General features: G+C 69.4%; 28 protein-coding genes, 2 tRNA genes and 1 pseudogene. 24 read left to right on the forward strand and 7 right to left on the reverse strand.

Annotation, left to right across the window (positions count from 1 at the left end):
• Positions 1 to 3: 3 nt before the first annotated feature.
• From QSK35_RS27785 to QSK35_RS27830, 10 genes and pseudogenes are all read left to right on the forward strand, one after another.
• On the forward strand, positions 4 to 810 hold the full coding sequence (locus tag QSK35_RS27785) for an inositol monophosphatase family protein (RefSeq protein WP_285750476.1): 807 nt from the start codon (positions 4 to 6) through the stop codon (positions 808 to 810).
• Between the two features lie 37 nt (positions 811 to 847).
• Positions 848 to 1,438, forward strand: a complete 591-nt coding sequence (locus tag QSK35_RS27790) for an NADPH-dependent F420 reductase (RefSeq protein ID WP_285750477.1) — start codon at positions 848 to 850, stop codon at positions 1,436 to 1,438.
• 169 nt (positions 1,439 to 1,607) lie between these two features.
• Positions 1,608 to 2,747: a glycosyltransferase gene (locus QSK35_RS27795; protein WP_285750478.1), complete on the forward strand. Its 1,140-nt coding sequence runs from the start codon at positions 1,608 to 1,610 to the stop codon at positions 2,745 to 2,747.
• Positions 2,748 to 2,749: 2 nt separating this feature from the next.
• The gene (locus QSK35_RS27800; protein WP_285750479.1) at positions 2,750 to 3,817 is read left to right on the forward strand and encodes an ANTAR domain-containing protein; all 1,068 of its coding nucleotides are present in this window, start codon (positions 2,750 to 2,752) and stop codon (positions 3,815 to 3,817) included.
• A gap of 38 nt (positions 3,818 to 3,855) precedes the next feature.
• Positions 3,856 to 4,776, forward strand: a complete 921-nt coding sequence (locus QSK35_RS27805; RefSeq protein WP_285750480.1) for an anti-sigma factor RsbA family regulatory protein — start codon at positions 3,856 to 3,858, stop codon at positions 4,774 to 4,776.
• A 73-nt stretch (positions 4,777 to 4,849) separates the two neighbouring features.
• Positions 4,850 to 6,814, forward strand: coding sequence for a SpoIIE family protein phosphatase (locus QSK35_RS27810; protein WP_285750481.1), 1,965 nt, complete (start codon positions 4,850 to 4,852; stop codon positions 6,812 to 6,814).
• Positions 6,815 to 6,845: 31 nt separating this feature from the next.
• The gene (locus QSK35_RS27815) at positions 6,846 to 8,012 is read left to right on the forward strand and encodes a hypothetical protein (RefSeq protein WP_285750482.1); all 1,167 of its coding nucleotides are present in this window, start codon (positions 6,846 to 6,848) and stop codon (positions 8,010 to 8,012) included.
• Between the two features lie 29 nt (positions 8,013 to 8,041).
• Positions 8,042 to 8,836, forward strand: a pseudogene (gene ku, locus QSK35_RS27820) (non-homologous end joining protein Ku); the annotation flags it as partial.
• A gap of 23 nt (positions 8,837 to 8,859) precedes the next feature.
• Complete coding sequence (glyA, locus tag QSK35_RS27825; RefSeq protein ID WP_285750484.1) at positions 8,860 to 10,152, forward strand: serine hydroxymethyltransferase; 1,293 nt, start codon at positions 8,860 to 8,862, stop codon at positions 10,150 to 10,152.
• Complete coding sequence (locus QSK35_RS27830) at positions 10,149 to 10,682, forward strand: NUDIX domain-containing protein (RefSeq protein WP_285750485.1); 534 nt, start codon at positions 10,149 to 10,151, stop codon at positions 10,680 to 10,682. The genes glyA and QSK35_RS27830 overlap by 4 nt, the downstream gene beginning before the upstream one ends.
• Here QSK35_RS27830 and QSK35_RS27835 read toward each other — a convergent pair.
• A complete protein-coding gene (locus QSK35_RS27835) occupies positions 10,679 to 11,248 on the reverse strand; it encodes a DinB family protein (protein WP_285750486.1) in 570 nt (189 codons plus the stop codon). The genes QSK35_RS27830 and QSK35_RS27835 overlap by 4 nt on opposite strands.
• A gap of 100 nt (positions 11,249 to 11,348) precedes the next feature.
• Between QSK35_RS27835 and QSK35_RS27840 the strand changes: the two genes are divergently transcribed.
• Together QSK35_RS27840 and QSK35_RS27845 are read left to right on the forward strand one after the other, a co-directional pair.
• Positions 11,349 to 11,421: transfer RNA gene (locus QSK35_RS27840), tRNA-Gly, on the forward strand.
• A 1-nt stretch (position 11,422) separates the two neighbouring features.
• Positions 11,423 to 11,494 (forward strand) — tRNA-Val (locus tag QSK35_RS27845).
• Positions 11,495 to 11,536: 42 nt separating this feature from the next.
• Here QSK35_RS27845 and QSK35_RS27850 read toward each other — a convergent pair.
• The 4 genes from QSK35_RS27850 to QSK35_RS27865 are packed head-to-tail and all read right to left on the reverse strand — an operon-like array spanning position 11,537 to position 14,100.
• A complete protein-coding gene (locus QSK35_RS27850) occupies positions 11,537 to 12,301 on the reverse strand; it encodes a GntR family transcriptional regulator (RefSeq protein WP_285750487.1) in 765 nt (254 codons plus the stop codon).
• Positions 12,302 to 12,313: 12 nt separating this feature from the next.
• Positions 12,314 to 12,796, reverse strand: a complete 483-nt coding sequence (locus tag QSK35_RS27855) for a hypothetical protein (RefSeq protein ID WP_285750488.1) — start codon at positions 12,794 to 12,796, stop codon at positions 12,314 to 12,316.
• On the reverse strand, positions 12,780 to 13,640 hold the full coding sequence (locus QSK35_RS27860) for a hypothetical protein (RefSeq protein ID WP_285750489.1): 861 nt from the start codon (positions 13,638 to 13,640) through the stop codon (positions 12,780 to 12,782). Before QSK35_RS27860 ends, QSK35_RS27855 begins: the two co-directional genes overlap by 17 nt.
• Positions 13,621 to 14,100, reverse strand: a complete 480-nt coding sequence (locus QSK35_RS27865) for a hypothetical protein (RefSeq protein WP_285750490.1) — start codon at positions 14,098 to 14,100, stop codon at positions 13,621 to 13,623. The genes QSK35_RS27860 and QSK35_RS27865 overlap by 20 nt, the downstream gene beginning before the upstream one ends.
• 60 nt (positions 14,101 to 14,160) lie before the next feature.
• Here QSK35_RS27865 and QSK35_RS27870 point away from each other — a divergent pair, with 60 nt between their 5' ends.
• The 8 genes from QSK35_RS27870 to QSK35_RS27905 all read left to right on the forward strand — a co-directional run bounded on the left by QSK35_RS27870 (position 14,161) and on the right by QSK35_RS27905 (position 21,255).
• Positions 14,161 to 14,667: an HAD domain-containing protein gene (locus QSK35_RS27870; RefSeq protein ID WP_285750491.1), complete on the forward strand. Its 507-nt coding sequence runs from the start codon at positions 14,161 to 14,163 to the stop codon at positions 14,665 to 14,667.
• Between the two features lie 108 nt (positions 14,668 to 14,775).
• Positions 14,776 to 15,888, forward strand: coding sequence for an ABC transporter substrate-binding protein (locus tag QSK35_RS27875; protein WP_285750492.1), 1,113 nt, complete (start codon positions 14,776 to 14,778; stop codon positions 15,886 to 15,888).
• Positions 15,885 to 16,796: an ABC transporter permease gene (locus QSK35_RS27880; RefSeq protein WP_285750493.1), complete on the forward strand. Its 912-nt coding sequence runs from the start codon at positions 15,885 to 15,887 to the stop codon at positions 16,794 to 16,796. The genes QSK35_RS27875 and QSK35_RS27880 overlap by 4 nt, the downstream gene beginning before the upstream one ends.
• Positions 16,784 to 17,566: an ABC transporter permease gene (locus QSK35_RS27885; protein WP_285750494.1), complete on the forward strand. Its 783-nt coding sequence runs from the start codon at positions 16,784 to 16,786 to the stop codon at positions 17,564 to 17,566. The genes QSK35_RS27880 and QSK35_RS27885 overlap by 13 nt, the downstream gene beginning before the upstream one ends.
• 3 nt (positions 17,567 to 17,569) lie before the next feature.
• The gene (locus QSK35_RS27890) at positions 17,570 to 18,595 is read left to right on the forward strand and encodes an ABC transporter ATP-binding protein (protein ID WP_285750495.1); all 1,026 of its coding nucleotides are present in this window, start codon (positions 17,570 to 17,572) and stop codon (positions 18,593 to 18,595) included.
• Between the two features lie 5 nt (positions 18,596 to 18,600).
• Positions 18,601 to 19,698: a low temperature requirement protein A gene (locus tag QSK35_RS27895; protein ID WP_285750630.1), complete on the forward strand. Its 1,098-nt coding sequence runs from the start codon at positions 18,601 to 18,603 to the stop codon at positions 19,696 to 19,698.
• A gap of 7 nt (positions 19,699 to 19,705) precedes the next feature.
• Entirely contained in the window at positions 19,706 to 20,095 is a 390-nt protein-coding gene (locus QSK35_RS27900; protein WP_285750496.1) for a VOC family protein, read from the forward strand.
• Entirely contained in the window at positions 20,092 to 21,255 is a 1,164-nt protein-coding gene (locus QSK35_RS27905) for an MFS transporter (RefSeq protein ID WP_285750497.1), read from the forward strand. Before QSK35_RS27900 ends, QSK35_RS27905 begins: the two co-directional genes overlap by 4 nt.
• A gap of 66 nt (positions 21,256 to 21,321) precedes the next feature.
• Here QSK35_RS27905 and QSK35_RS27910 read toward each other — a convergent pair whose 3' ends face one another.
• Positions 21,322 to 22,701: an LVIVD repeat-containing protein gene (locus QSK35_RS27910; protein WP_285750498.1), complete on the reverse strand. Its 1,380-nt coding sequence runs from the start codon at positions 22,699 to 22,701 to the stop codon at positions 21,322 to 21,324.
• A gap of 210 nt (positions 22,702 to 22,911) precedes the next feature.
• Here QSK35_RS27910 and QSK35_RS27915 point away from each other — a divergent pair, with 210 nt between their 5' ends.
• Positions 22,912 to 23,529, forward strand: a complete 618-nt coding sequence (locus QSK35_RS27915) for a DUF305 domain-containing protein (RefSeq protein ID WP_285750499.1) — start codon at positions 22,912 to 22,914, stop codon at positions 23,527 to 23,529.
• Between the two features lie 66 nt (positions 23,530 to 23,595).
• Here the strand turns inward: QSK35_RS27915 and QSK35_RS27920 are convergent, their stop codons facing one another.
• Complete coding sequence (locus QSK35_RS27920; protein ID WP_285750500.1) at positions 23,596 to 23,952, reverse strand: antibiotic biosynthesis monooxygenase family protein; 357 nt, start codon at positions 23,950 to 23,952, stop codon at positions 23,596 to 23,598.
• Positions 23,953 to 24,031: 79 nt separating this feature from the next.
• On the opposite strand from QSK35_RS27920, the gene QSK35_RS27925 reads away from it, so the two are divergent.
• From QSK35_RS27925 to QSK35_RS27935, 3 genes are read left to right on the forward strand one after another with little or no spacing between them, the layout of a single operon-like run.
• Entirely contained in the window at positions 24,032 to 24,622 is a 591-nt protein-coding gene (locus QSK35_RS27925) for a TetR/AcrR family transcriptional regulator (protein WP_285750501.1), read from the forward strand.
• A gap of 57 nt (positions 24,623 to 24,679) precedes the next feature.
• Complete coding sequence (locus QSK35_RS27930; protein WP_285750502.1) at positions 24,680 to 25,570, forward strand: ABC transporter ATP-binding protein; 891 nt, start codon at positions 24,680 to 24,682, stop codon at positions 25,568 to 25,570.
• Positions 25,554 to 26,279, forward strand: a complete 726-nt coding sequence (locus QSK35_RS27935) for an ABC transporter permease (protein WP_285750503.1) — start codon at positions 25,554 to 25,556, stop codon at positions 26,277 to 26,279. Before QSK35_RS27930 ends, QSK35_RS27935 begins: the two co-directional genes overlap by 17 nt.

A 26,279-nucleotide genomic window follows, 5' to 3' on the forward strand; every position in this document is an offset into this window, starting at 1 on the left:
GCCATGCCCGAGACCGGAATTGCTGCAACCGACACCGACCTGCTCGCGCAGACCGAGATCGCCGTGCGCGCGGCGGGTTCGGTGCTGCGGGAGCGGTTCGGCGAGGTGGTCCGCTACCAGACCCGCGAAGAGCTGATGCGCGCGCTCGCCGCCAACGACGACGCGGCCCTCGACGTCCTGCGCCCCCGCCTCGCCTTACTGCGCCCGCATGCCCGCTTCGTGGAGGACGAACTCGCGGGCGGGGCGCTGCCCTCCGGCGAATGGTGGGTGCTGGATCCGGCCGAGGGCAACGTCAACCACCTGCACGCCCTGCCGGAGTGGGCGGTGACGGCCACTCTCGTGCGCGACAACCAGCCGGTGCTCACCGCGGTTCACGTGCCGTTGACCGGTGAGACGTACACCGCGCTCGCCGGCGGCGGCGCTCACCTCGATGGCCGCCCGCTGCACGTGTCCGGGACCGCGGACCTCGGCCTGAGCCTCGTGGCCACGAGTCAGGCCAGGCCGGACGAGGACGAGAAGGTCGTGCGGCGCATCGGTTCCTCGATCACCGCGATGCTCTCCGATGCGCTCGTGGTGCGGACATCGGTGCCCGCCACCCTGCACCTGCTGAACGTGGCCGCCGGCCGGATCGACGCCTTCTGGCAGTTCGCGGGGGCCCGCGCGGACCTGCTTCCCGGGGCGCTGCTCGTCGCCGAGGCCGGCGGGCGGATATCCGACGCCGCGGGTCGCCCCTGGACCCCGGAGAGCGAGAGCTTCCTGGCCGCCGCGCCCGGCGTGCACGCCGAAGCCGTCACCACGCTCTCCCGCTGACTCCCACGAGAACCACCAGCACCGGAAGGACCACACCATGATCGCCGTTCTCGGAAACGGCCGCGTCGGCGGCAGCCTCGCCCTGGCCCTCACCAGGGCCGGGCATGAGGTAACCGTGGCGGACCGCGCACCAGGCTCTGCCGCCGACGCCGCCCGGACAGCGCAGATCGTCGTCAACGCCACCCCGGGCGCCGGCTCGCTGGAGCGGCTCAGCGCGCTGCGCGAGGAACTGCGGGGCAAGATCCTCGTCGACGTCTCCAACGCCACCGTCGACGGACCGGACGGACTGCCGGCCGACCTGCTCTACCCCGGCTCGAGCCTCGCGGAGCAACTGCAAAATGCGCTCCCCGACACGCGCGTCGTCAAGACGCTCAACACGATGCTCTACACGGTGATGACCGCGCCCTCCGCGCTCACCCAGACACCGACCGTTTTCCTCTCCGGCGAGGACCCGCAGGCCAAGCAGGTGGTACGCGGGCTGCTCGCCGACCTCGGCTGGCACCAGGAGTGGATCACGGACCTCGGCGGGATCGAGACCGCGCGGGCCGCCGAGGCCGCGGTCCTGTTCGTACCGCACGTGATCCGATCCGGCGGATTAGCGCCCTTCGCAATCTCGATCACCCGCTGAGAGCCCGACCGCCGCATTGATCGTTGCATGATGCAAGATTTATTGCCGAATGGTGTTTGGAATTCGCCTTCTCCGGATATCTGTGGAGGGGCGAGCGAGAGCCGGAACCCGCTCACTTCGACCGGACTAGCTCCACACGGGAGCTACATCGGCGGGGAGGTGACCGGGAATGAAGATCGCGATGGTGTCGGTGCACGCCAGTCCGCTCACGCCGGACAGTGGTCAGAGCCTGCACGTCGCTTCATTGTCCGCCGCCCTGGTGCGGCTCGGGCACGAAGTGACCGTGTACACCCGGCGCGACGCCGAGGGGTTGCTCTCCGAAATCACTACACCGGACGGTTACCAGGTGGTGCATGTGCCCGCCGGGCCGGCGCGGCAGGTGAAGCCGGACGCGCGGATGGGCGATTTCGCCCAGTTCCTCCTTGACGACTGGGGTGTGCGGCGGCCGGATCTGGTGCACGCGCATTACTGGACGTCCGGGCTCGTCTCGCTGCTTGCGGCGCAGCGTCACGGCATTCCCGTCGTGCAGTCATATCACGGGCTCGGCGCCAGGTCGCGCGGCGAGGAGATGGTGCGGCGCATCAGCACCGAGCGGCTGGTTGGGCGTGAGGCCGAGTTGGTCGTGGCCACCTGCGAGGACGAGGTGCACGAGCTCGTCGGGATGGGGATCGCCCGCGCGAAGATCGAGATTGTGCCTCGCGGAGTCGACCCCGAGTTGTTCGGATCACGTGGGGCCGCGGCCCAGAAGACTGCTCCGCAGCGGATTGTGTCGGTGGGAAAACTGTTGCCGCACAACGGGTTTGCGGACCTTGTCGCCGCCCTCCCCAGGCTGCTCGACACCGAGTTGGTGATTGCCGGGCGCGGGACCAGGGCTGAAGAGCGCAGGTTGCAGGGGTGGGCGCGCAAGCTCGGGGTGGCGGATCGGATGATGCTCGCCGGACATGTGGCCAGGAAGGACATGCCCGCGTTGTTGCGGTCCGCGGACGTCGTGGCCTGCGTGCCGTGGGTCGAGTCGTACGGCGTGGTGCCGTTGGAAGCCATGGCTTGTGGCGTGCCGGTGGTGGCCTCCGCCGTTGGCGGGCTTACGGACATCGTCATCGACCACGTGACCGGTGTGCTCGTGCCGCCACGTGACCTGAAGCGGTTGATCCGGGCTCTGCGGGTGATGCTGAGCGACTCGACGTTGCGGGGCACCTGTGGCGTCGCGGGCGAGGATCGGATCAGGGCTCGGCACACGTGGAGCGAGGTCGCCAAACGCGTCGAGCGGCTGTACCAGCGCGTGGAACAGCCGGTGGCGGCCCGATCATGACGATGAAGGTGACTTCTGCGGTCGCGGAACAAGCCTTGGTGCTCAGGCTGTCGGGCGTGTTCGAGCCGGACGCCGCCGGCACGCTGGCGGACGCCACCGCGACGCTTCCGCCACCCGCGCTGGTGGTGCTGGACCTGCGGGAGCTCGAGCAGCTTCCGGCCGCGGGGGTTCGGACTCTCGACGCGTTCGTCCAGTCGCACCTGACCCGTGGCGTGCGGTGCGCGCTTGTGGTCGAACCCGTGGGTGCGGTGGCGTGTGTCCTCGACACCGCGGATCCCGGCGGCGCCCTGCCGCGGTACGCCGACCTCGAATCGGCGCTCATCGCACGGGCTGAACGGGCCACAGTGGACGCCGACGAGCTCGTGGCACAGTTCGAGTCGTTGACGCGCACGCTGTTGACCGCCACGACCGTCGCCGACGCACTGGACCAGATCGTGACCGCCGCCTTGCACGTGGTGCCCGCGGCGGAGGTGGTCAGCGTGACGTTGCGCGCCCCGGACGGCACGTTCACCACGCCGGTCGAGACCCACCACATCGCCAGCGAGCTCGACCAGGTGCAGTACCGCAGCGGGCTGGGGCCGTGCATCGACGCCGCCCATCCCTCCGGTCCCGGTTACACGATCAGCATCGACCTGCGCGCCGAACGGAGGTGGCCGCAGTTCGCCGAGGCGGCCGTCGCCCACGGGCTGCGCGCGGTCCTGTCGACCGAGCTCATCCCGGCGAGCGGGCGGCATCTCGTCACCGGCGCGCTCAACATGTACGCGCGCACGTCGCTCGGCTTCACCGACGCCGATCGGCACGCCGCGCTGCTGCTGGCCACGCACGCGTCGCTCGCGCTGGCGCACATGCAGACCGCGGAGATCGCCACCCTGCACCGCGCCCAGCTGCGGCGCGCGATCGACTCACGCGACATCATCGGCCAGGCCAAGGGCATTCTGATGAACCGCCAGGGCATCACCGCCGACGAGGCGTTCGACCTGCTCAGGCGCACTTCGCAGGAGCTCAACGTCAAGCTCGTGGACGTCGCCGCCGAGCTCATCACCAGGCGCACCGACCCCGAGCCGATTTAAGGGTTTGGCGCCGTGACACGATCGGGTACCTGACGCCAATGCGACTTCGCAGGCCGGTGTTCAGTCATCCGGCCTTGCTCTACCACGACACCGACGAGTACGTGTCCGCGATCCTGCCGTTCATCACCGTCGGCCTGGCCGCCGGAGAACCCGTGGCCGTGGCCGTTCCCGACCACAACGGCGTGCTGCTGCGGGCCGCGCTCGGCCGCGCCTCCGAACGGGTGCAGTGGGCCGACATGACCGTGGTGGGCCGCAATCCCGGCCGGATCATCCCCTTCGTCCTGCGGGCGTTCGCCGACCGGTACACCTCACGCCGGGTGCGCATCGTCGGCGAACCGATCTGGGCCGGTCGCAGCGAGGAGGAGTACCCGGCCTGCGCGCAGCACGAGGCGTTGATCAATCTGGCGTTCGTGGGGCGTGCGGTGACCATCCTGTGTCCGTACGACGCGACGCGGCTCCCCAAGGACGTGCTGCTCGATGCCGAGATCACGCACCCGGTCGTGACCGACGGCCCGACCACGCGGATCAGTGCGCCGTACGCGCCGGATGCCGTGGTGCGCAAGTACAACCGCGCGCTGGCCGCCGCGCCCGCCGCGGGCCGTGAGGTCCGGCTGGCCGGTCTGCCCGGAGCCCGGCATCAGGTCACGGCACAGGCCGCCGCCGCGGGGTTCTCGGCGGCGCGGACGGCGGAGATCGCGCTCGTGGTGACCGAACTGCTGTCGAACCCGATCGAGCACGACCGCGGCGTCGCGACGCTGCGCACCTGGTTCACCGGGGGTGTGTTCCACTGCGAGGTCGAGAACACCGGCCGGCTCACCGATCCGCTCGCCGGACGCATCCCGGCGCCCGTGCGTCAGCACCGCGGCCGGGGCCTGTTGCTCGTCAACCACTTCGCCGACCTGGTGCGCACCCACACCGGCGACCACGGCACCACCATCCGGGCGTACTTCTACCGGTGAGCCACAGGGTTTGATCGACGTGGCGGTGGGTAGACAAATCTGAAGGCCGACCGTCGGGAGGAATGGCCGTCAGATGTCAGACCGGTCAGACGACGATCTGGTGCGGCGGGCGGGAGACCCGTCGGTGATCTACCAGGTGTTCGAGCAGATGCCCCTGATGGTGTGTGCGCTGGAGGGCCCAGACCATCGGTTCGTGGCGGCCAGCCACCAGTACCGGGCGTTCACCGCTCGGGAGAACGTTGTCGGGATGCTGCTCGCGGAAGCGTTTCCCGAGGCGATGGGGCAGCAGATCAAGCCGATCTTGGACCGGGTCTACGCGACGGGACAGCCCGAGCACCTGCGGGACTTCCGGGCCCAGATGGACCTGCCGGACCAGGGCGGCTACACCGAGGTCTTCGTCGAGTTCACCGCGGACCCGCGCCGGGGGCACGACGGCGAGATCGTCGGGGTGACGGTGACCGCGGTGGACGTGACCGAGCAGGTGCGCGACCGGAGGACGGCGCAGCGACGGACGGCCGAGGCCGAGCTGCGCTACGAGCAGGCCCGCGACGTGATCGACGCGCTGCAGCGTGAGCTGCTGCCGGACGGGGTGCCGGTGTTGCCGCGGATGCAGATCGCGGCGAGCTACCTGCTGGCCGATGCCGACACCGCCGCCGGCGGCGACTGGTTCGACGCGCTGCACCTCTCCGACGGCCGGGTCGCCCTGGTCGTCGGGGACGTGGTCGGGCACGGCGTGACCGCGTCGGCCACGATGGGACAGCTGCGGATCCTGCTGCACGAGTGGCTGGCGACCACCCGCGACATCGTCGCCGCGCTCAGGGCGCTCGACGCGGCCGCCGACCGGATCCGCGGCGCCCGTGCGGCGACCGTGTGCGTGGTGATGGTGGACCCGGCGACCGGCGCTTTGGAGTACTGCACCGCCGGTCATCCACCGCCGCTCGTGCTGTCCACGGCGGGTGAAGGTCGTTATCTGGCAGCCACCGCGGCCGGTCCGGTCGGGGTCGGCGGCGAGTTCACGGCCGAGTCGGTCCGTGCGGACCGGCTGGCGCCGGACGAGCTCGTGCTGCTGTACACCGACGGGATCCTGGAGCGGCCGGGACGCGAGCTGGCGGAGTGCTCGGTCGAGCTGTTGCAGGCCGCGGCCGACATCGCCGCCGACCGCGCGCTGCGGGGTGACAGCGCGTTCCCGGCCGAACGGGTGTGCACGCAGACACTGGAGCTGCTGACCAGGGTCACCGGGCACGACGACGACATCACCCTGCTCGCCGGTCAACGCCTCGCACCACCGCCGGACCTGGAGTTGCGGCTCGAGGCCGTCCCCGAGGCACTCGCCCTCGTCCACGAACGCCTGGAGGCCTGGCTGGCCGACGCGCGGATCTTCCAGCACGACGCCGAGGCGGTGCGGCACGCGGCCGGTGAACTGGCCACCAACGCGATCGAACACGCCTACATCGACTCCGCCGACCCGCATTCGTTCACCGTCGCCGCGACCCTCGACGACACCGGCCACGTGCGCATCCAGGTCAGCGACCAGGGCCGCTGGCGGGAACCTGCGCCGTCGGCCGATCGCGGACTCGGGCTGCAGGTCGCCGAGCACATGGTCGACACGCTGCGCATCGAACACGACGGGCACGGCACCACCGCCACCGCGTCGCTCCGGCTGAGCGGTCCGGCCAGGCTGCTGACCAAGGAGGACCTGATCTGGACGCCGATGGTCCGGCCAACGGCACTGACCGTTCCCCTGGTGGTCCGCAACGAACGGTCGGAGTCGTCTCCGCGCATCCGCGTCGAGGGACCGGTGCACGCGGGTACGGCGGCCGAGTTCGACCGAGCCGTCCGCACCGCCGGCTCCACGGGCACCAGCCCGCTGACCGTGGACCTGACCGGGGTGACGCATCTGGCCAGTGCCGGCGTCGCGGCCCTGCACGAGCTGACCGCCCTGCACCGCGGCAACGACACCGAACTCCGGCTGTACGCGCCGGCCGGGACACCGGCCGACGTGATCATGTCGCTGGTCCGGCTTCCGCATGACACGTGATCAGGCTCGTGCGGGCCCTTATGGTTGATCCATGTCTCTGGTGAGCCACCTTTTCCACGGCGAGTTGGGCGACTGGTGCGCGGACCGGCTCACCGGTTCGGCGTCCGTCGCGGACGACCTGTTCGCGCTGATCAAGGACCGGTCGCCCATCCGCCCGGCCGGGACGGTGGACCGGCAGCACTGGGATCGGGCGAGCCGCACGTTCGCGATCCGATTAGCCACCGCGGTACAGGCCGCCCCGCCGTACTCGTCGTTGCTCGGCCTGGTGCGCACCGGATTCGTGACCAGGGCCTGGGCGGACGAGCAGGCGATCCGTTACCCGACCCACGCACGGCTTTCCGCGGCACAGCGCGGCCGGGCGCTGGACCTGCGGCCGGCGATCGACGGCTGGGTGGACCTCGGGGCCGCCCGCGAGCGTGGATCGGCGGTCATGCCCGCGGGCTCGCTGGAACAGGCCGAGCGCTGGAAGATGCGGCCCGGCCTGCCGGACCAGCCGGTGCTGGCCGAGTTGTTCGACCGCATGCGCGCCTACTTCTGGGCGCACGCACCGCACGGGCAGCTCGGTGAGATCGGCCCGGAGACGGGCCTGGCGCGGTTGTGCTGGCTGCTGGCGGCGTTCGAGTACGTCTACCGCAACGACAGCTCGCGCCACCCGCTGTTCCAGCTCTTCCGCGACGAGCCGCCGACCGTGCGCCAACTGCACGCGGCGGCGGACGACGAGGCGATCGCCGACCCCGTCGCACTCGTGCGGCACGTACGGGAGTGTGGTGCCTTCGACGAGCTGCGACGCCTGGCGGGCGACCCGCCGGTGGGCACGCCGCTGGGCATCGCCGCGCCCGCCATTTTCGACCACTGGGACGACGCGACGTTCGTGCTCGGCGGCCCCGACGGCACGACGCTCGCGGAGGTGACCGCGGCCGTCGCGGTCGACAAGGGGGACCGGAGCACCAGGCGGATCTGGAAACTGCTCGCGAGCGCGTGGCTGGACACCGACGACGCGTACCGGATCCGCAATGTCGCCATCTACTTCGCCCGGTACGGCGCGCTCGTCACGTGGCCCGTCGAGGAGCTCGAACAGCGGCTGCTGGAGAACGGCCACGCTGGCGACGCGCGGCGGGCGTTCGTCGAGCTCGCGAAGCGGCTGCGGGCCGACGACTACGCCCGGCGGCTCGCGTACCGGGAGACGGTCGAGGCTTGACCTGCGTTGTTCGTGGGTAACCGGAGTGCATGGCCAGGGCGATCTGGAGCGGGTCGATCAGTTTCGGGCTGGTGAACATCCCGGTGGAGCTCTACAGCGCCACCGAGGACCACACCGTGCACTTCAACCAGTTCCAACGCGGCACGTCCGACCGCATCCGGTACAAGCGCGTCAACGAGCGCACCGGGCGTGAGGTGCCCTACGAGAAGATCGTCAAGGGGCACGAGGTGTCCGGCGGCGAATACGTCGTGCTCGAACCGGAGGAGCTCGACGACATCGCGCCCGGCCGGTCGAAGACGATCGAGATCGAGGCGTTCGTCGACCTCGACGAGATCGACCCGATCTACTTCCAGAAGACCTACTGGCTCGGCCCGGCGAAGCCGGAGTTCAGCCGGCCGTATCTGCTGCTCGCGCAGGCGATGAAGAAGACGAACCGCGCGGGCGTCGCCATGTTCGTCATGCGCGGCAAGCAGTACCTCACCGCGGTGCGGCCGGACAACGGGGTGCTCGCGCTGGAGACGATGTTCTTCGCCGACGAGATCCGCGACCCCGCCGACGTGCTGCGCGAGATGCCCGAGGGCCGGGCGCCGCGCGGCAAGGAGCTCGACATGGCCGTGTCGCTGGTCGAGTCGATGGCCGACGACTGGCGGCCGAAGGACTATCGCGACACCTACACCGAGCGGGTCAACAAGCTCATCGAGGACAAGCGCAAGGGGCGCGAGATCGTCTACGAGGAGCAGGCGCCGGAGGCGACCGAGGTCGTCGACCTCATGGACGCGCTGGAGCGCAGCGTGCAGGCCAAGAAGAAGGGGCGTCGCAAGAAGGCCTCCTGATCTACCGTTGCGCAATGGTCTCGCTCGCACCCCGCCCGTGGGTTCCGGAAGCGTCTGAGCAGCGGGTTCGTTCGATCGCCTCGGCCACGGCCGGTGCCACGCCGCCGGCGCTGCTCGCCGAGCTGGACCGGCTCGTCGCCGAGAACCGGCGGATCCACGACGCCGACTGCGTCAACCTCAACCCCGCGACCAACGTCATGAACCCGAGGGCCGAGGCGATGCTGTCGGCGAACCTCGGGTCGCGGCCGTCGCTCGGGTATCCGGGGGACAAGTACGAGATGGGGCTCGAGGCGATCGAGCAGATCGAGGTCATCGCGGCCGAGCTGGTCGCTTCGGTGTTCGGTGCGAGGTACGCCGAGGTGCGGGTGCCGTCCGGCGCCATCGCGAACCTGTACGCGTTCATGGCCACGTGCGAGCCCGGCGACACGATCATCGCGCCGCCGCCGGCCATCGGCGGGCACGTCACCCACCACGCGGGCGGGTCGGCCGGGCGGTTCCGGCTCACCACCGTGCCCGCGCCGGTGCGGGGCTACACGGTCGACGTCGAGGCGCTGCGGTCACTCGCGCACGAGGTCCGCCCGAAGCTGATCACGCTCGGTTCGAGCCTGAACCTGCATCCGCACCCGGTCGGGCAGGTCCGGGAGATCGCGGACGAGGTGGGCGCGAAGGTGCTGTTCGACGCCGCCCACCTCTGCGGCCTCATCGCGGGCAAGGCGTGGCCGCACCCGCTCGACGAGGGCGCGCACCTCATGACGTTCAGCACCTACAAGAGCCTCGGCGGCCCGCCTGGTGGCGTGGTCGTCACCAACGACGCGGCGCTCGCCGAGCGGATCGACCGGATCGCCTTTCCCGGGCTCACCGCGAACTTCGACGCGGGCAAGGTGGCCGCTCTGGCGGTGACCATGGTCGACTGGAAGGTTGCTGGTGCGGAGTATGCGGCCGCGATGGTCGAGACGGCCCGGACGCTGGCCTCCGAGTTGGCACGTCTCGGCCTTCCGCTCTTCGCGCCGACCGAGTCGCACCAGTTCGCGTTGCGCGCCGAACAGTGGGGTGGCGGGCAGGCCGCCGCGAAACTGTTGCGGCGGGCCAACTTGCTCGCGTGCGGTATCGGACTGCCGGACGCTCCCGTGGATGGCGGGCTGCGCATCGGCACGCCCGAGCTGGTGCGGCTGGGCATGGGGCCGGGCGACATGGCCGACCTGGCCGGGTTGATCAGCCGGGGGTTCACCGATCCGGGTGTCGCGGCCGAGGTCTCCGCGTGGCGCAAGGGGTTCAGCGGCGTGCACTACACGGCGGATCAGCGGTGAACCCGCGTAGTTGTGCCGACGCGGCGACGTTCGCGGCCGACGTTGCGCTCGAAGGGCCGCCCGAGGTCGAGTTCAACCCCGGCATCGCCGGGCGCATCGCGGCGAAACCCGTCGCGGCCGGGGTGCTGCTGCGCGACGGGCGCGGGCACGTCGCGTTCGTCGTGCCGCGGTACAAGCCGTTCCTGGAGATCCCCGGCGGCATGGTCGACGCCAACGAGTCGCCCAAGGCCGCGTGCGTGCGTGAGGTGCGCGAGGAGCTCGGCCTGGACCTCGCGGTCGGCGCGCTGCTCGTCGTCGACTGGGTGCCGCGCAACGGTGTGTGGCGCGACAGCCAGCAGTTCGTGTTCGACGGCGGGGTGCTCGACCAGCCGCTGACCGCGCGCGACTCGGAGTTGAGCGGGGTCGACTTCTTGTCGTTGGACGCGGCCGAACCTCGGATCCACCCGTCGCTGCACCGCAGGCTGCTGCTCGCCGTGCGCGCGGCTTCGTCGGGGGAGACCGTGTACGCGGAGTTCGGGCGACCGGTCTAGCGGAACTGCTGGGCGGTGTCCTCGAGCCGCTCGCGGTAGTCGGCCCAATACCGCTGGTCGTCGGTCGGCATGTTGTCGTTGCCGTTCTGCATGCCGACGGCGCCGTCGATGGTCTCGCGGACGATGTCGGCCTGGCCCGCGTGCCGGTGGGTCTCGGCGATCATGTGCACGAGGATGCGATGCAGCGTCACCTCATCGCGGCCCTCCGGCCACCATTCGACCCGGCCGAGGGCGTCGAGGTCGAGCGCCTCGATCGTGGCGTCGGCGTGCGCGCAGGCCCGGTGGTAGAGGCCGATGATGTGCTCGCGCGACTCGTCGGCCGTCGCCCACATGTCGGCGTTGCGGTCCGCGTCACCGTCGGGCAGCTCGTCCTGGCCTGGGAACGGCCGGCCGAAAGTGTCGCCGAAGTAACCCGCCTCCATGGCCGCCAGGTGCTTCACCAGTCCGAGCAGGTTCGTGCCGGTGGGCGTCATCGGGCGGCGGATGTCGTACTCGGAGAGGCCCTCGAGCTTCCAGAGGATCGCGTCCCGGCCGGCCTTCAGGTACCGCTGAAGATCTGCTTTCACGCAGGCAGCTTGCCACGTGGTCTCGGCTCGGTCTTACCGATTTGGAGCTTGGCGCGACCGTCCGTTAAAGTTCCGTCTGCGCCTGGGAAACCGGGAGCACGCGGATGTAGCGCAGTTGGTAGCGCATCACCTTGCCAAGGTGAGGGTCGCGAGTTCGAGTCTCGTCATCCGCTCGGACGATTAGCTCAGCGGGAGAGCACTACCTTGACACGGTAGGGGTCACTGGTTCAATCCCAGTATCGTCCATATCCGAAAGAAGCCCGGCGGCAGCGCTGGGCTTCTTTTGTTTTATCGGGCGCGGCGTGCCTGTGTCGAGACTGTGTAGCGGTCCGCCCGGTACAGCGAACGCCCGGACTCGATCACGCCGCCCTCGGTGTCGTGCAGGGTGCCCTGCAGCACCAGACACGGTTGGGTGGCCTGGATCTCCAGCAGCGCGGCGTCCTGTGGCTCCGGCAGCACGGCTGTGATCAACATGTCGTTCCACTCAGGACGGACGCCCCAGCGCTCCTCGAGCGTCTTGTGCAGTGAACGGGTCTCCCAGTCGTACTCGTCGAGTCCGGGAAAACGGTCCACCGAAAGGTTCGTGCGTTCGATCGCGAGCGGTTCGTCCTCGACCAGGCGGAGGCGTTCCAGGTGGAACATGCGCGCACCGGGTGGAATGTTCAGCTTGGCGGCGATGCGCGGGCCCGCCGATTCCACGCTCGCGTGCAGCACTTTCGTCTTCGGCTGTACGCCGCGGCCGCGCATGTCCTCGGTGAACGACGTCAGCATGTCGATGTGACTCGCCGGCCGCTGCGCCGCGAACGTGGCGTTTCCGTGCTGCCGGTACAGGATCCCGTCCGACACCAGGCGGTTGATCTCGGCCCGCACGGTGCCGCGCGCGACGCCGAAGTGCTCGGCCAGGAAACGTTCGGACGGCATCAGCCTGCCGGGACCCGCGTCGCCCGCCGCGTTCTCCAGGATCTCGCGCAGCTGGTCGCCCTTCGGCCGGTCCGGGTCCAGCGCGTCGGGCAGCTTGAGGTCGGCCGCCGGGACGTGTTTGGGACGAGGCACCAGCCAAGTATGTCAGGGTTGCGGGCTGCGCCTCTTGCGGCGCACCAGCACCACGATCAGCACGATGCCGCCGAGCAGCAACAGCATGACGCCCGCGATGATGCCCGCGACGAGCATGACGACGCGCTTCGCGGCGGCCGCGTCGTCGTCCGGCTTCAACGCGATCTTGCGCTCGCCGTACGCCTCCTTGAGCTGCGCCTCGGTCGCCACGGCGGACTTTCCGTTGAGCACCAGGCGAAGCTCGTCGATGTGCTCGGGGTAGTTGTCCCAGACGATGCGGCCGATGTCGTCCGGCTTGGCGTCGGCGGGGCCGTTCGCGGAGATGCTCAGCGAGTCGAACTCGTTGCTGGTGTTGTGGTTGACCGACACGTCCGTGAAGCCGGCGTGCTTGATCTTGCCGGACAGGCTCATCACGTCGCCCAGCGACGCGCAGCCGCCGACCAGCAGCAGGCTCAGCAGGACGGCCAGCAGGCCCCGGTCAGCAGCCCTGTTCACGAACGCTCCCCTTCGGCGAGAACTCCAGCCGCACGTCGGCGGACTTGGGCAGCAGCACGGCGACCCCGTCCTGCCGGTTCCACTCACGCGGCAGCAGCAGGTAGGACCCGCCCGACTGGAGCACCAGGACCAGACCGTCGTACCGGAAGCGGTACGCGGCCGCCTCGTCACACATGGTGGACGTTACTCCGCGTGCGCGCAGCCCGAGATCCTTTCCGGCGAACACGACGGCGTCCGGTTGGCCCGCCAGCTCGGTCTCGTACTGGTAGCCGCGGTTCTCGCCGACCGCGGCCGAGTAGTCCGTGACCGCCCAGAACAACCCGATCGTGACGAGCACGAACGTGAACGTCCATTGGGCGACCGCGTGCTGCTGCTTCTCGTTGTGCAGGCGATCGGCCAGCGGGAACAGCAGGAATCCCGCCGCCAGGCACAGGCCGGGCAGGCCGGCCAGGTCGTACAGCCACCTCGGCGCGACGAACGCGCTCACGGCGAGACCGACGAGGGTGATACCGGTCGCGGTCGCCGCGGGCACGGCGCGTCTCCGCAGCGTGCGCCAGCTCCTCGGGGACAGCCTGGCTTTCAGCAGCCGCGTTCCCCACAGCGCCGCGAGCCCGGCCGCCGCTACCGCGATGATCGGCACGAACATGCCGTCCGACGCGCGGATCAGGTAGTCGGACGCGGTCAGGCCGAGCGTCGTGTACTCGACGCCGAACCAGCGGCAGAACCAGTTCGCGTGCTGGGTGCCGAAGTAGAACAGCAGGGCGGTCAGCACCGTGGTCGGGGCGAGGATCGACCCGAAGATCCGCAGCGCCCGTGAGACGGCGTCAGGTGGTGGGTTCGGCATTGCTCTTGAACACGTACGTGACCGTGCCGCCGACGAGCAGCGGGTCCGGGATGACGACCTCGGCGATGTAGCCGTTGCGCACGTCGTCGAGGCCGGGGGACAGCTGGTAGGCGATCCGCACGCACGGTGGTGACTCCAGGCAGAACCGCGTCCAGTACGCCTCCGGATCGAAGGTCTCCAGCGTGGTGCCCAGGACGGACTTGGCGTCGCGGCGGTCCTGGGCGCTCAGGGCGATGCGGTCCGGCGGCTTCGGTGGCGGCGGTGGTTTCGTCGTGGTCGTGGTCATCCGGACAGGTGGCGGGGGAGCGGGTGGCTGCGTGGTCACCGGTGGCGGTGCAACCGAAGTCGTCGTGGTCGCGTCGACAGATGTGGTGACGTTGTCGAGGGCCACGGGTGCGCCGGGGGTCGGGTGCGCGCAGGCCGCGGTGGTCAGCAGCATCAGCAGGATTCGGGCCTTCATCCGAATCACCTCCGGTATGTCGAGGAGGCGGTCCGGTGCTGAGATACGGGGGACGACGAAGTGCGGCCGTTGGTGTTGCTCGACGTGGACGGCCCGCTCAACCCGTGGGCGGGTGAGGCGAGGCCGCCCGGCTACGTGCCGCACGACCTGCGGCTGAGCGGCCGCTGGTGGGCATGTCGCACGCTGCGGGTTCACCTCAACCCCGAGCACGGGCGGCGGTTGCTGGACTTCGCCGCGCGCACGGGCGCCGAGCTGGCGTGGGCGAGCACGTGGGAGCACCGCGCGAACACGATGATCGGGCCCGCGCTGGGCCTGCCGACGCTCGAGGTCGTCGAGTTCGCCGCGTCGGACACCTGGAAGTACGGCCCGGTCGCCCGCTACGCGTACGGCCGCCCGCTGGCCTGGTTCGACGACGACTTCGCGCTGCACGAAACGGCCCGCGAGGCGTTCCTCGAACGGCGCCGCGGCCTGCCCACCGAGCTGATCCACGTCGACCCGGCGACGGGTCTCACCGAGGCCCACTGGGCGGCGCTGGAGGCGTTCGCAGGCCACCTCCGGATCACCTGATATTCACCCGAAGAGTCGAACCGGTCACGGTCGGCGCGCCCAGCTTGACAGGGATCTTCCACAGCGCGAAAGCTCCCGTTTCGTGCTTCGAGGAGGAAGGTGCGGCCAGTGACACGTGTTGGCAGGCTGATCGGTATCGGTGCTCTGGCTGTGGCGCTCGCCGCGTGCGGCACGCCGCCCGCCAAGGACGGCGGCTCGACCGGCGCCGCCGCGACCGCCAAGTCGGCGGCCGACTTCGGCGGTATGGACAAGCTCGTCGAGGCGGCCAAGAAGGAGGGCAAGCTCAACGTCATCGCCCTCCCGCCGGACTGGGCCAACTACGGCGAGATCATCAAGAAGTTCGAGGAGAAGTACTCCATCAAGATCGACTCCGCGCAGCCGGACGGCTCCAGCCAGGACGAGATCAACGCCGCCAAGCAGCTCAAGGGGCAGGACCGCGCGCCGGACGTGTTCGACCTCGGGTTGAACGTCGCCGCGGCCAACAAGGACCTCTTCGCGCCCTACAAGGTCAGCACGTGGGGCGACATCCCCGACGCGCTGAAGGACGCCGATGGCGCCTACTACGGCGACTACGGCGGCTTCATGTCGATCGGCTACGACGCGGGCAAGGTGCCGGCTCCGACCAGCGTGAAGGACCTGCTCAAGCCCGAGTACAAGGGCAAGGTCGCGCTCAACGGCGACCCGACGCAGGCCGGTGCCGCCTACAACGGCGTGGTCATGGCGTCGCTCGGCAACGGCGGTAGCGCCGACGACATCGCGCCCGGCGTCGAGTTCTTCAAGCAGCTCAAGCAGGCCGGCAACTTCCTGCCGGTCGACCCGTCGCCCGCGACGATCGAGTCCGGTCAGACGCCCGTCGTGATCGACTGGGACTACACCAACGCCGCGCAGACCGACAAGCTCAAGGGCAAGCTCGACTGGAAGGTCGTCGTGCCGCAGGAGGCCCAGATCGGCGGCTACTACAACCAGGCGATCAACAAGGAAGCCCCGCACCCGGCCGCCGCGCGGCTGTGGCAGGAGTTCCTCTACTCCGACGAGGGCCAGAACCTGTACCTGAAGGGGCTGTCCCGCCCGGTGCGCCTGGACAAGATGGGTGACAAGGCCGACAAGGACGCAAAGGCCAAGCTGCCCAAGACCGAGGGCAAGCAGGTGTTCCAGACCCTGGCGCAGGCCGACAAGGCCAAGCAGGTCCTGACCGCCACGTGGGCACAGGCAGTGGGATGACCGCTGTAGCACCCATTTCGACCAAGCCCGGCGGTCCCACCAGGGGTGGGGCCGCCGGCCGGTCTTCGGCGCTGTCGTACCTCGTCGCCGTGCCGTTCCTGGCGTTCGTCGGGATCTTCCTGGTATATCCCACGATTCTCGTGCTGGCGGGGTCCTTTCAGGACTCGAACGGCGCCTTCACGCTGGGCAACCTGACGGACCTGACCAAGGGCGTCTACCTGCAGGCGTTCATCCGCAGCGTCGAGCTGTCCGCGCTCACCGCGGTGATCGGTGCCGTGTTCGGCGCCCTGCTCGCGTGGGCCGTGGCCGTCGGCAAGCCGGAAGGGTTGCTGCGCCGCGTCGTCGTCGCGGCGTCCGGTGTGCTCGCGCAGTTCGGTGGTGTGCCGCTGGCGTTCGCCTTCCTGGCGACGGTCGGCTTCCAGGGGTTCGTGACGCAGTTCCTGCGTGACAACGTTGGCATCGACCTGTTCGCGGGCAGCGCGTGGCTGTTCGAGCTGCCGGGCCTGACGTTGGTGTACACGTTCTTCCAGATCCCGTTGATGGTCATCGTCTTCCTGCCCGCGCTGGACGGTCTTCGTCCACAGTGGAGGGAAGCGACCGCGAGCCTCGGCGGCACCAGCTGGACGTACTGGCGGCACGTCGGCGGACCGATCCTGGTGCCGCCGTTCCTCGGCGCGCTGCTTCTGTTGTTCGCCAACGCCTTCAGCGCGTACGCGACGGCGGCGGCGCTGGTGTCGCAGGGCAGCCCGATCGTGCCGCTGCAGATCCGCGGGTTCCTCACCGGTGAGGTCGTGCTCGGTCAGGAGAACCTCGGCAAGGCGCTCGGCCTGGGCATGGTCGTGATCGTCAGCATCGCGATGGGCGTCAACGTCCTCATGCAGCGAAGGATGTCGAAGTGGGTTCGGTAGTCAAACGCCGCGTCCTGCGGACGATCATCCTGCTGGTGCTGGGGTTCTACTTCGTCCTGCCGCTGTTCGCGATGGGCGAGTTCTCCACCCGTGGCGTGAACGACACGCGCAGCTTCGACTCGTGGACGCAGATCGTCAGCGACCCGGACCTGGTCGACGCGATCCTCGTGTCGGTCGAGCTCGCGATCACCAGCTCGGTGCTGATGCTCGTGCTGCTGGTGCCGACGATGGCGTGGATCCGGCTCAGGTTGCCGAAGCTGCAACGGCTCGTCGAGTTCCTGTGCCTGCTGCCGCTGGCGATCCCGGCGATCGTGCTGGTGGTCGGCATGGCGCCGCTGTACGCGTGGGTGAACTACTTCTTCGGCGACTCGCCGCTGACGCTCACCTTCGCCTACACGATCCTCGTGCTGCCGTTCGCGTACCGCGCGATCGACGCCGGCTTGTCGGCGATCGACCTGAAGACGCTGGCGGAGGCGGCACGCAGCCTCGGCGCGTCGTGGGCGACCGTGCTGTGGCGGGTCGTCGTGCCGAACATCCGCACGGCGCTGATCGGCGCCTCGCTGTTGTCGGTCGCGTTGGTGCTCGGCGAGTTCACCATCGCGTCACTGCTGAACTTCGACACGTTGCAGGTGCAGGTGAACCTGCTCGGCAAGCGCAACGCCGGTGTCTCGATCGCGGTGTCGTTGCTGGTGCTCGTGTTCGCGTTCGTTCTGTTGTTCGCTTTGTCTTATGTCGGCCAGCGGCGCCGTCAGACCGTGGTCGAGGAGTAGGTCATGGGCTATCTGGAACTCAAGGGGCTGCGCAAGTCGTTCGGCGGCAACGTCGCCCTCGACGGCCTCGACCTGGACCTCGCCGAGGGCGAGCTGGTCAGCCTGCTCGGCCCGTCCGGGTGCGGCAAGACGACCGCGCTGCGCATCGTCGCCGGGTTCGAGACGTCGGACTCGGGCACGGTCACGGTGGGCGGCAAGGAGATCACGGGCACGCCCGCGAACAAGCGGGACATGGGCATGGTCTTCCAGGCCTACAGCCTGTTCCCGAACATGACCGCGGCGCAGAACATCGCGTTCGGGCTCAAGCTGCGCAAGACCGGCAACCGGGACAAGCGCGTCGGCGAACTGCTGGAGCTGGTCGGTCTCAGCCACCTCGGCAACCGGTTCCCGCACCAGCTGTCCGGCGGCCAGCAGCAGCGTGTCGCGCTGGCCAGGGCGTTGGCGATCGAACCGCGGGTGCTGCTGCTCGACGAGCCACTGTCGGCTTTGGACGCCAAGGTGCGCGTCACCCTGCGGGACGAGATCCGCCGCATCCAGACCGAACTGGGCATGACGACGTTGTTCGTCACGCACGACCAGGAGGAGGCACTCGCCGTCTCCGACCGCGTCGGCGTCATGTCGCAGGGACGGCTGGAGCAGCTGGACGTGCCGTCGGTGGTGTACCGCTCGCCCGCGACGGCGTTCGTCGCGCAGTTCGTCGGCGTCACGAACTCCGTGTCGGCCAAGGCGGACAACGGCAAGGTGCTCGTCGGTTCGGTGACCGTGCCGGCGTCGACCGACCTGCCCAACGGTGACGTGCGGATCATCGTGCGGCCCGAGGACATCGCGATCTCGGCGTCCGAGGGTGACGGCCTGGTCGGCGATGTGCTGACGCACTCGTTCCTCGGCCCGGTCACGCGCATCTCGGTGAAGGTCGACGACCAGATCCTGCGCGTCGACCAGCCGTCCAACCAGGCGGCGGACTACCAGCCGGGTACGCGGGTGTCGCTGGACCTGCGCGAGTCCCGGATGATGGTGGTGCCGGCGTGAGACGCATGGTCGCGCGCGACTCCGCCGAAGCGCACCGGGTGGCGACACCCCTGGAGTTGCTGTTCGACCTGAGCTTCGTCGTGGCGGTCGCGCAGGCCGCCTCCTCGTTGCACCACGCCGTGTCCGAGAACCACCTCGGGCACGGCGTGCTCGCGTACTTCATGCTGTTCTTCGCGCTCTGGCTGCCGTGGCTGAACTTCACGTGGTTCGCGAGCGCGTTCGACACCGACGACGTCTTCTACCGCGTCACGACGATGGTGCAGATCGGCGGCGTGCTGCTGGTCGCGGCCGGCATCCCGCGGGCGTTCGAGCACAGCGACTTCCGCGTCGTCGTCGCCGGCTACGTGATCATCCGTCTCGCGATGGTCGTGCACTGGCTGCGGGCCGCGCACGGCGACGAGGAACACCGCGGCTGTGCGCTGCGGTACGCGGCCGGTATCGGCGGGCTCCAGACCCTCTGGGTGCTGTGGCTCGCGGCGCCGCAGCACCTGGTTGTGCCGCTCTGGGCGCTCGGCGTGCTGCTGGAGATGGTGGTGCCGGTCTGGGCGGAACGCGCGGCGCCGACGTCGTGGCACCCGCACCACATCGTCGAACGGCACGGCCTCTTCACGTTGATCGTGATCGGCGAATCGATCCTGGCCGCCACGATGGCGTTCCAGCAGGGCATCGACTCCGGCCACAACCTGTGGACGCTCGCGGTCGCCGCGCTGGTCATCGTGTTCTCGGTGTGGTGGCTGTACTTCGAGAGCCCGGCCTCGATCGGTGACAACCTGCGGCGGTCGTTCATCTGGGGCTACGCCCACTTCTTCATCCTGGGGTCGATCGCGGCCGTCGGTGCGGGGCTGTCCGCCGCGGTGGACTACGACCTGCACACCTCGCACGCGTCGGGCGTCGCGGTCGCGGCGGTGACGACCGTGCCGCTCGCGATCTTCCTGATGTGCGTCTGGTACGTGCAGGACTGTCCGCGGGAGAGCGGGCTGCGGGCCGCGTTGCTGCCGATCGGCGCCGGGGTGGTGCTGGCCGCGACGTTCGCTCCCGCGCCGATCCACGTGACCGCCGGGATTCTCGGACTTCTCGTGGTGCTGACACGCGCGGTGCGATGATCGGCACATGACCGGTGTTCGTGAGCTCCGACTGTGCGTGACCGCTTCCGACTACGACGAGGCGTTGCGCTTCTACCGTGACGTCCTGGGCCTCGAGGAACGCGAGGCGTTCACCTCGGAGGACGGTCGCGTGACGATCCTGGAGGCGGGCCGGGCGACGCTGGAGATCATCGACCCGAACCACTCCGAGTTCATCGACCGGGTCGAGGTCGGCAAGCGCGTCGCCGGGCACATCCGGGTGGCGTTCGAGGTCGACGACTCGAAGGAGGCCACCGAACGGCTGGAGGCCGCGGGCGCCGAGGTCATCGCGGAGCCGACGCGCACCCCGTGGAACTCCCTCAACGCCAGGTTGTCGGCGCCCGCCGGACTGCAGCTGACGCTCTTCCAAGAGCTGTGACCACCCTCCGGTACCGCGAGTTCGTCGACCGGGACGTGCTCGCGTGTGTCGTCGTGACCATGGCCGCGAAGCTGCCGCTGGCGATGGCGCCGCTGGTCATGGTGTTCCTGACCAGGGAGCTGCCCGGCGGGTACGCGCTGGGCGCGACGCTCGCAGCGGTCTACGTCACCGGTGAGGTGCTGGGCGCGCAGCTGATCGGGCTGATGCTCGACCCGTCGCGGATCCGCGGGCAGCTGTCCGTCGGGCTCGCGATCGGGGCGGTCGCGTTCGGGGTGCTCGCGGCGAGCCAGACCACGTGGGTGCTCGTCGCCGCGGCGTTCGTGGCGGGCGCCGCGCCGTCGACGACGCCGGGCGGGCTGCGGGCGGTGCTGATCGGGTTGCTGCCCGACGACCAGGTGCCGAAGGCGATGAGCTTCGACGCGCTGCTCACGCAGATCATGTGGGTGCTCTCGCCCGCGCTGGTCACCATCGTGGCGCTGTTCGTCGCGCCGCAGGCGCCGGCCGTGGTGGCGGCGAGCCTGACGGCGATTGCGGCGTGGCTCGTGTTCATCCTGCCGCGCGGGCACGTGACGTCGCGCGCGGGCACGGTCCGGGTGAGCGTGATCTGGAGCGCGTGGCCGATCTACCTCGTCAGCGCGGCCGCGCTGGCTCAGCTCGCGGTCGTCGAACTCGTGCTGCCCGCGTTGCTGGTGCACCGCGGCATCGGGATCGGGTGGACCGGTGTGCTGCTGACCGGGTTCGCCGCGTGCGGGATGTTCGGTGCCGTCGTCTACGGATGGCGGCGGTGGCCCGGGAACCTGCGTGCACAGGGGTTCGTGCTGCTCGGGCTGACGGCGTTGTGCGTGACGATCGTGGCCGTGGCTCCGGGTCTGCCGGGGATCGCGGTGGCGTTGCTCGCGGCCGGGGTGTTCCAGTCCGGTGTGCTGGTGACGCGGAGCCTGGCGTTGCGCGAACGGCTTCCCGTTGGGGCACACGCACTCGGGTTCTCGACGATGTACGCGGTGACGGGCGTCGGCTACGGCGTGACGGCCGCCGCGGCCGCCTGGATGCTCGCGCACAGCACGCCGCAGTGGGCGGCGGTCGCCGGTGTCGTCGTGACCATCGTGCTCACCACGGTCAGTGCGGTGGCGGACGGTAAAACTCAAGGGGCCGGAGCGTAAGACACGAGGGGCCGGAAGGTAAAACTCGCGCGAGTTTTACCTTCCGGCCCTGTGTGTCTTACGTTCCTACCAGCCGCGGTAGTGCTGCTGGGTCTGGACGTTCAGCTCGTCGAAGCGGACGAACTTCGCCGGGAACGCCCTCGGGTCGCGGAAGTCGATCACGTCGAGTCCGCGGCCGATTTCCGAGGAGTAGATGTAGCCGTTGTAGTAGTACGACGACCACGTGCCGCCACCGCGCTTGTCGGGCATGGGGCCGTACTCGAAGAAGCCGATCTCACGCGGCTTGCTCGAGTCGGTGAAGTCCCACACCGACACGCCGCCCTGGTACCAGGACTGGACCATGATGTCCTTGCCCTTGACCGGGATCAGCGAGCCGTTGTGCGCCACGCAGTTCTCGGTCTCGGTCTGGTACCGCGGGATCTTGTAGTAGCTGCGGAACACCAGCTTGCGCTGGTCGCCCTTGCCCACGATGTCGTAGATGCCGTTGGCACCGCGGTTCGGGCCGATCTGCTCGTTGCAGGTCGCCGCGCCGCCGCCACCGAGCTCGTCGGTGAAGATGACCTTCGTGCCCTCGTTGTTGAACGTCGCCGAGTGCCAGAACGCGAAGTTCACGTCGTCGGCCTGCCGGCTGAGCTCACGCGGCTTGAGCCGGTCGGAGATGTCCCACAGCACGCCGTCACCCATGCAGGCGCCCGCCGCGAGGTCGAGCTTCGGGTAGACGGTGATGTCGTGGCAACCGGTGGTCGCCGAGCGCTTGCCGGGCTCACCGGCGTCGCCGCCGTCCGGGAACACGACCGGCGCCGAGTGCAGCTTCGCCTGCTCCGGGTGCCTCAACGGCACCTGGACGATCGAGATCTTGTCGTGCGGCGGCTGGCAGTCCGGGAACGTCGGGCTCGGCGAGTACGAGGAGACGTAGAGGAACACGTCCTTCCCGTCCTTGCCCGGCACCAGCGTGTGGGTGTGCGAGCCGCAGTCCGTCTCGACCGCCGCGACGTAGCGCGGGTTGCGCTTGTCGCTGATGTCGAAGATCTTGATGCCCTCCCACGACTCCTTGATCGTCGCGGGCTGGGCCACGTTGGTGCAGGTGTTGTTGTTGCGCGACGAGTCGGTCGACAGGAACAGCAGGTCCCCGTGGACCGTCACGTCGTTCTGCGCGCCGGGGCAGAGCACCTGGCTCACGAGCTTCGGGTGGCGCGGGTTGCGCACGTTGTAGATCGAGAAGCCCAGGTAGTTGCCGACGATCACGTGGTTGTCCGTGAACGCCATGTCGCTCTGCGTGCCCTCCGGAGCCGCGAACGGTTCCGGCTTGTCGAGGTGGGCGATCCGCTTCATGTTCCGGCTGTGGCTGATCTCGTCCACACCGGGGGTGCCGGGGACCGCGGGTGCCTCGAGCTGGGCCTCGGAGAGACCCGCGATGTCCGCGTCCGGGTTGTCGGGCTGTCCCATGGCCTGAGGTGCTGTCAACGTTGACAGGCCAAGCGCGAGCGCCCCCAGGACTGCCAACGACGATCTGCGTCGTCGAGCCGAATCGCGTTTGATCACGACCGTGCCCCTCTCACGTCGAGGTGGATGCGCGCGCAGTATGTACCGTTCGCCTAGCTAATGACCAGCTCCTTTCGGCGGGTATTGTGCGGTCAGTCGCGGAAGGGGAGCGCTGTGCGAACGGGTATGGTCGCGGCCGCCATTGGGCTGGTCATCGTTGTCACCGGGTGTTCGTCGTCGGACCAGGACGCGGCCCCGATCATCGTGCCCAACGGGCCGGGCGAACAGGCTCAGACCATTTCCCCTGGTGAGGCGTCCAATCACCTGCCCGCGCCGCCCAACGAGGCTGATCAGACCTACGTGACGATGATGATCGTCCACCACCAGCAGGCGCTCACCATGACGGAACTCGTGCCATCGCGGTCGGCGAACGAGACCGTCAAGGGGCTCGCGAGCCGGATCGCCGACTCGCAGAAGCCCGAGATCGGCGCCATGCAGCAGTGGCAGAAGCAGTTCGGCGGCGGCGCGCCCGCGCACACCGGGCACGATCACGCGGCTATGCCCGGCATGGCGTCGCAGGCGCAGCTCGACGCGCTCGCCGCGGCCCGCGGGGGCGACTTCGACCGGATGTTCCTCCAGCTGATGATCGCCCACCACGAGGGCGCGCTGAAGATGGCGACCGACCTGAAGAGCAACGGGCGCAACGTGCAGGCCGAGGAGATGGCCGACGACGTGATCGCCGTTCAGACCGACGAGATCAAGCGCATGCGGGATCTGCTGCCTCAGCTGTAGCCGATTGCCATGGGGGGAGCTTTCCCAGCGCTGACCGCTGGGAAAGCTCCCCCCATAGCACTTCAGTCAGACCCAGAGGTCCCGTTCGGAGTCCGTCGCCTCGGTCCGCGGCTGCGGCAGCACCAGGTCCTCGGCGGGGTTGAACGTCTCCACGGCGTTGCCGGTCACGTGCCGCGCGATGCCGCGGTTGCGGGCGTGCGCCTGCTTGAACGAGTCGGACGCGACCCAGGCGCGGAACGCCTCCTCGGACTCAAACTCGTTGACCGACACGTACGGCTGGTCCTCGCGCGTCGGCTTGAGCAGCGTGCTGCGCAGCAGGCCTGGGACGCCGGGCAGGAAGGTGCGCATGTTGTCGCGGAAGTGCGCCTCGAACTCCTCCGCTCGTTCGGCCGGGACGAACAGGCGGTTGGTGGCGATGAACACGGCGACCCCCTTGATTCCGACGCTCTGTAGGTAACTATCCCAACACCGCGTCGGGAAGGCAAGGCGATACGATCGGCCCGTGCCCAGGATCAGCGCCGACACCTTGGCGGAGCACCGTGCCAACCGACTGCGCGCGTTGCTGGACGCCGGGCGCGAGATCGTGGCCGAGGGTGGCGCGGAAGCGCTCACACTCGCGGCGCTGGCCAGGCGGGTCGGGCTGAGCCGGCCGAGCCTCTACGAGTACTTCCGCTCCCGCGAGGAGCTGGTCGCCGCGATCGTGTCCGACGCGTTGCCCGAGTGGGCGCAGAAGCTCGAAGCGGCGGTGGCCCAGGCGGACACCGTGCCCGCCAAGATCGAGGCCTACCTGCGGGCCGAGCTGGAGATCATCGCGGACGGCAGCCACGGCGCCGTCGTCGCGCTGTCCGCGCACACGTTGCCGGACAGCAGCCGCGAGGAGATCCGCGCCGAGCACGAACGCCTGCTCGCTCCACTGGTGGGGGTGTTCCGCGAGGCCGGGGTCCGCTGGCCCGAGACCCGCGCGATGCTCGTGCACGGCATGGTCGAGTCGGCTTCACGCCTGCTCGCGCCGGGGCGGGGTGACCACAACGAGACCGTCATCGCGGCCCTGCTCGACCAGGTGGTGCACGGGTTGCATCAACCGATCGGTTGATCGCGGTCTGACAGCTCGTTCGATGAGCCGGAAGCGTCGCGAGTAGACGCTGGGCGCATGGCAATCATCGAAGTGAGCGGCCTCCGCAAGAGGTACGGGGACAAGGTCGCGGTCGACGGCGTGAGCTTCGCCGTCGAAGCGGGGGAGATCTTCGGGATCCTCGGCCCGAACGGCGCCGGCAAGACCACGACCGTCGAGTGCGTCGCGGGGTTGCGCTCGCCGGACGCGGGCACGATCACGGTCGCGGGCAGGCACCCGCGCGAATCCCGTGAGCTGCTCGGCGTGCAGCTGCAGGAGAGCGAGCTGCCGGAACGCATCCGCGTGCGCGAGGCGATCGAGCTGTTCTCCAGCTTCTACCGCGACCCGCGGGACTGGACCGAGCGGCTCGGGCTCGCCGAACATCGCGACGTCGAGTTCGGCAAGCTCTCCGGCGGCCAGAAGCAGCGGTTGAACATCGCTCTGGCGCTGGTCGGCAACCCGCGCGTCGCGATTCTCGACGAGCTGACCACCGGGCTGGACCCACAGGCGCGCCGCGACACGTGGCGGGTCGTCGAGGACGTCCGCGCGTCCGGCGTCACGATCGTGCTCGTCACGCACTTCATGGCGGAGGCCGAACGCCTCTGCGACCGGCTCGCGGTCGTGAACGCGGGCCGGGTCGTCGCGCTCGACACACCTTCCGGGCTGGTGTCGCGTGTGGACGGTTCGCAACGGGTGCGGTTCCGGGCGTCCGGCTTGGACCCTTCGCTACTGCGGGCGCTGCCCGAGGTCATCGAGGTGGACGCCAACGGCGACCACCTGACCGTCACCGGCGAGGGCAACCTGCTGCACGCCGTCACGTCCCTGTTGGCCCGCAAGCACATCGTGGCCGCCGAGCTCCGCGTCGACCAGGTCAGCCTGGACGACGCCTACGTCGAACTCACCGGAGGAACCCGTGCGCAGGATCGTTGAAATCGAGGCCCGGCTGTTCCTCCGCGAACGGCGCAACGCCGTTTTCTCGCTGCTGTTCTCCACTCTTCTGCTGCTGGTGCTCGGTTCGATACCGGGGCTGCGCACGCCGGACTCGCAGTTCGGCGGACTGCGGTTCGTCGACGTGTACGCCCCCACGCTGATCGTGATCACGCTGGCGTTCCTGGGGCTCCAGCGGGTGCCGCAGGTCGTCGCCACCTACCGGGAGAGCGGCGTGCTGCGCCGGTTCGCCACGACCCCGGTGGATCCCGCGCGGTTGCTGGTGGCGCAGATGATCGTCAACATGGTGGCGGCGCTGGTGTCGATCGCGATCACCGTGGCGGTGGGCCACCTGGTGTTCGGCATCGACCTGCCGCACCACCCGGTCTGGATGGTCCTGGCGGTCGCGCTGGGCGCGGCGGCGCTGTTCGGGGTAGGCCTGGTCATCGCCGCGCTTGCACCGACCGCGCGTGCGGCAGGTGGCATCGCGACGGTCGTGTTCATGCTGATCATGTTCTTCGGCGGCGCGTACCTGCCGCGCAAGATGCTGCCCGAGGTGGTCAACCGGATCGGCGAGCACCTGCCACCGGGTGTCCAGGCGTTGCAGGACGGCTGGCTCGGCGGCACGCCCCAGCCGCTGCATCTCGCGATCATGGCACTCGTGACGATCGTGGCGGGTACCGTCGCCGCCAGGACCTTCCGCTGGGGGTAG

Source organism: Lentzea sp. NBRC 105346, from assembly GCF_030269605.1.
Lineage (GTDB): Bacteria > Actinomycetota > Actinomycetes > Mycobacteriales > Pseudonocardiaceae > Lentzea.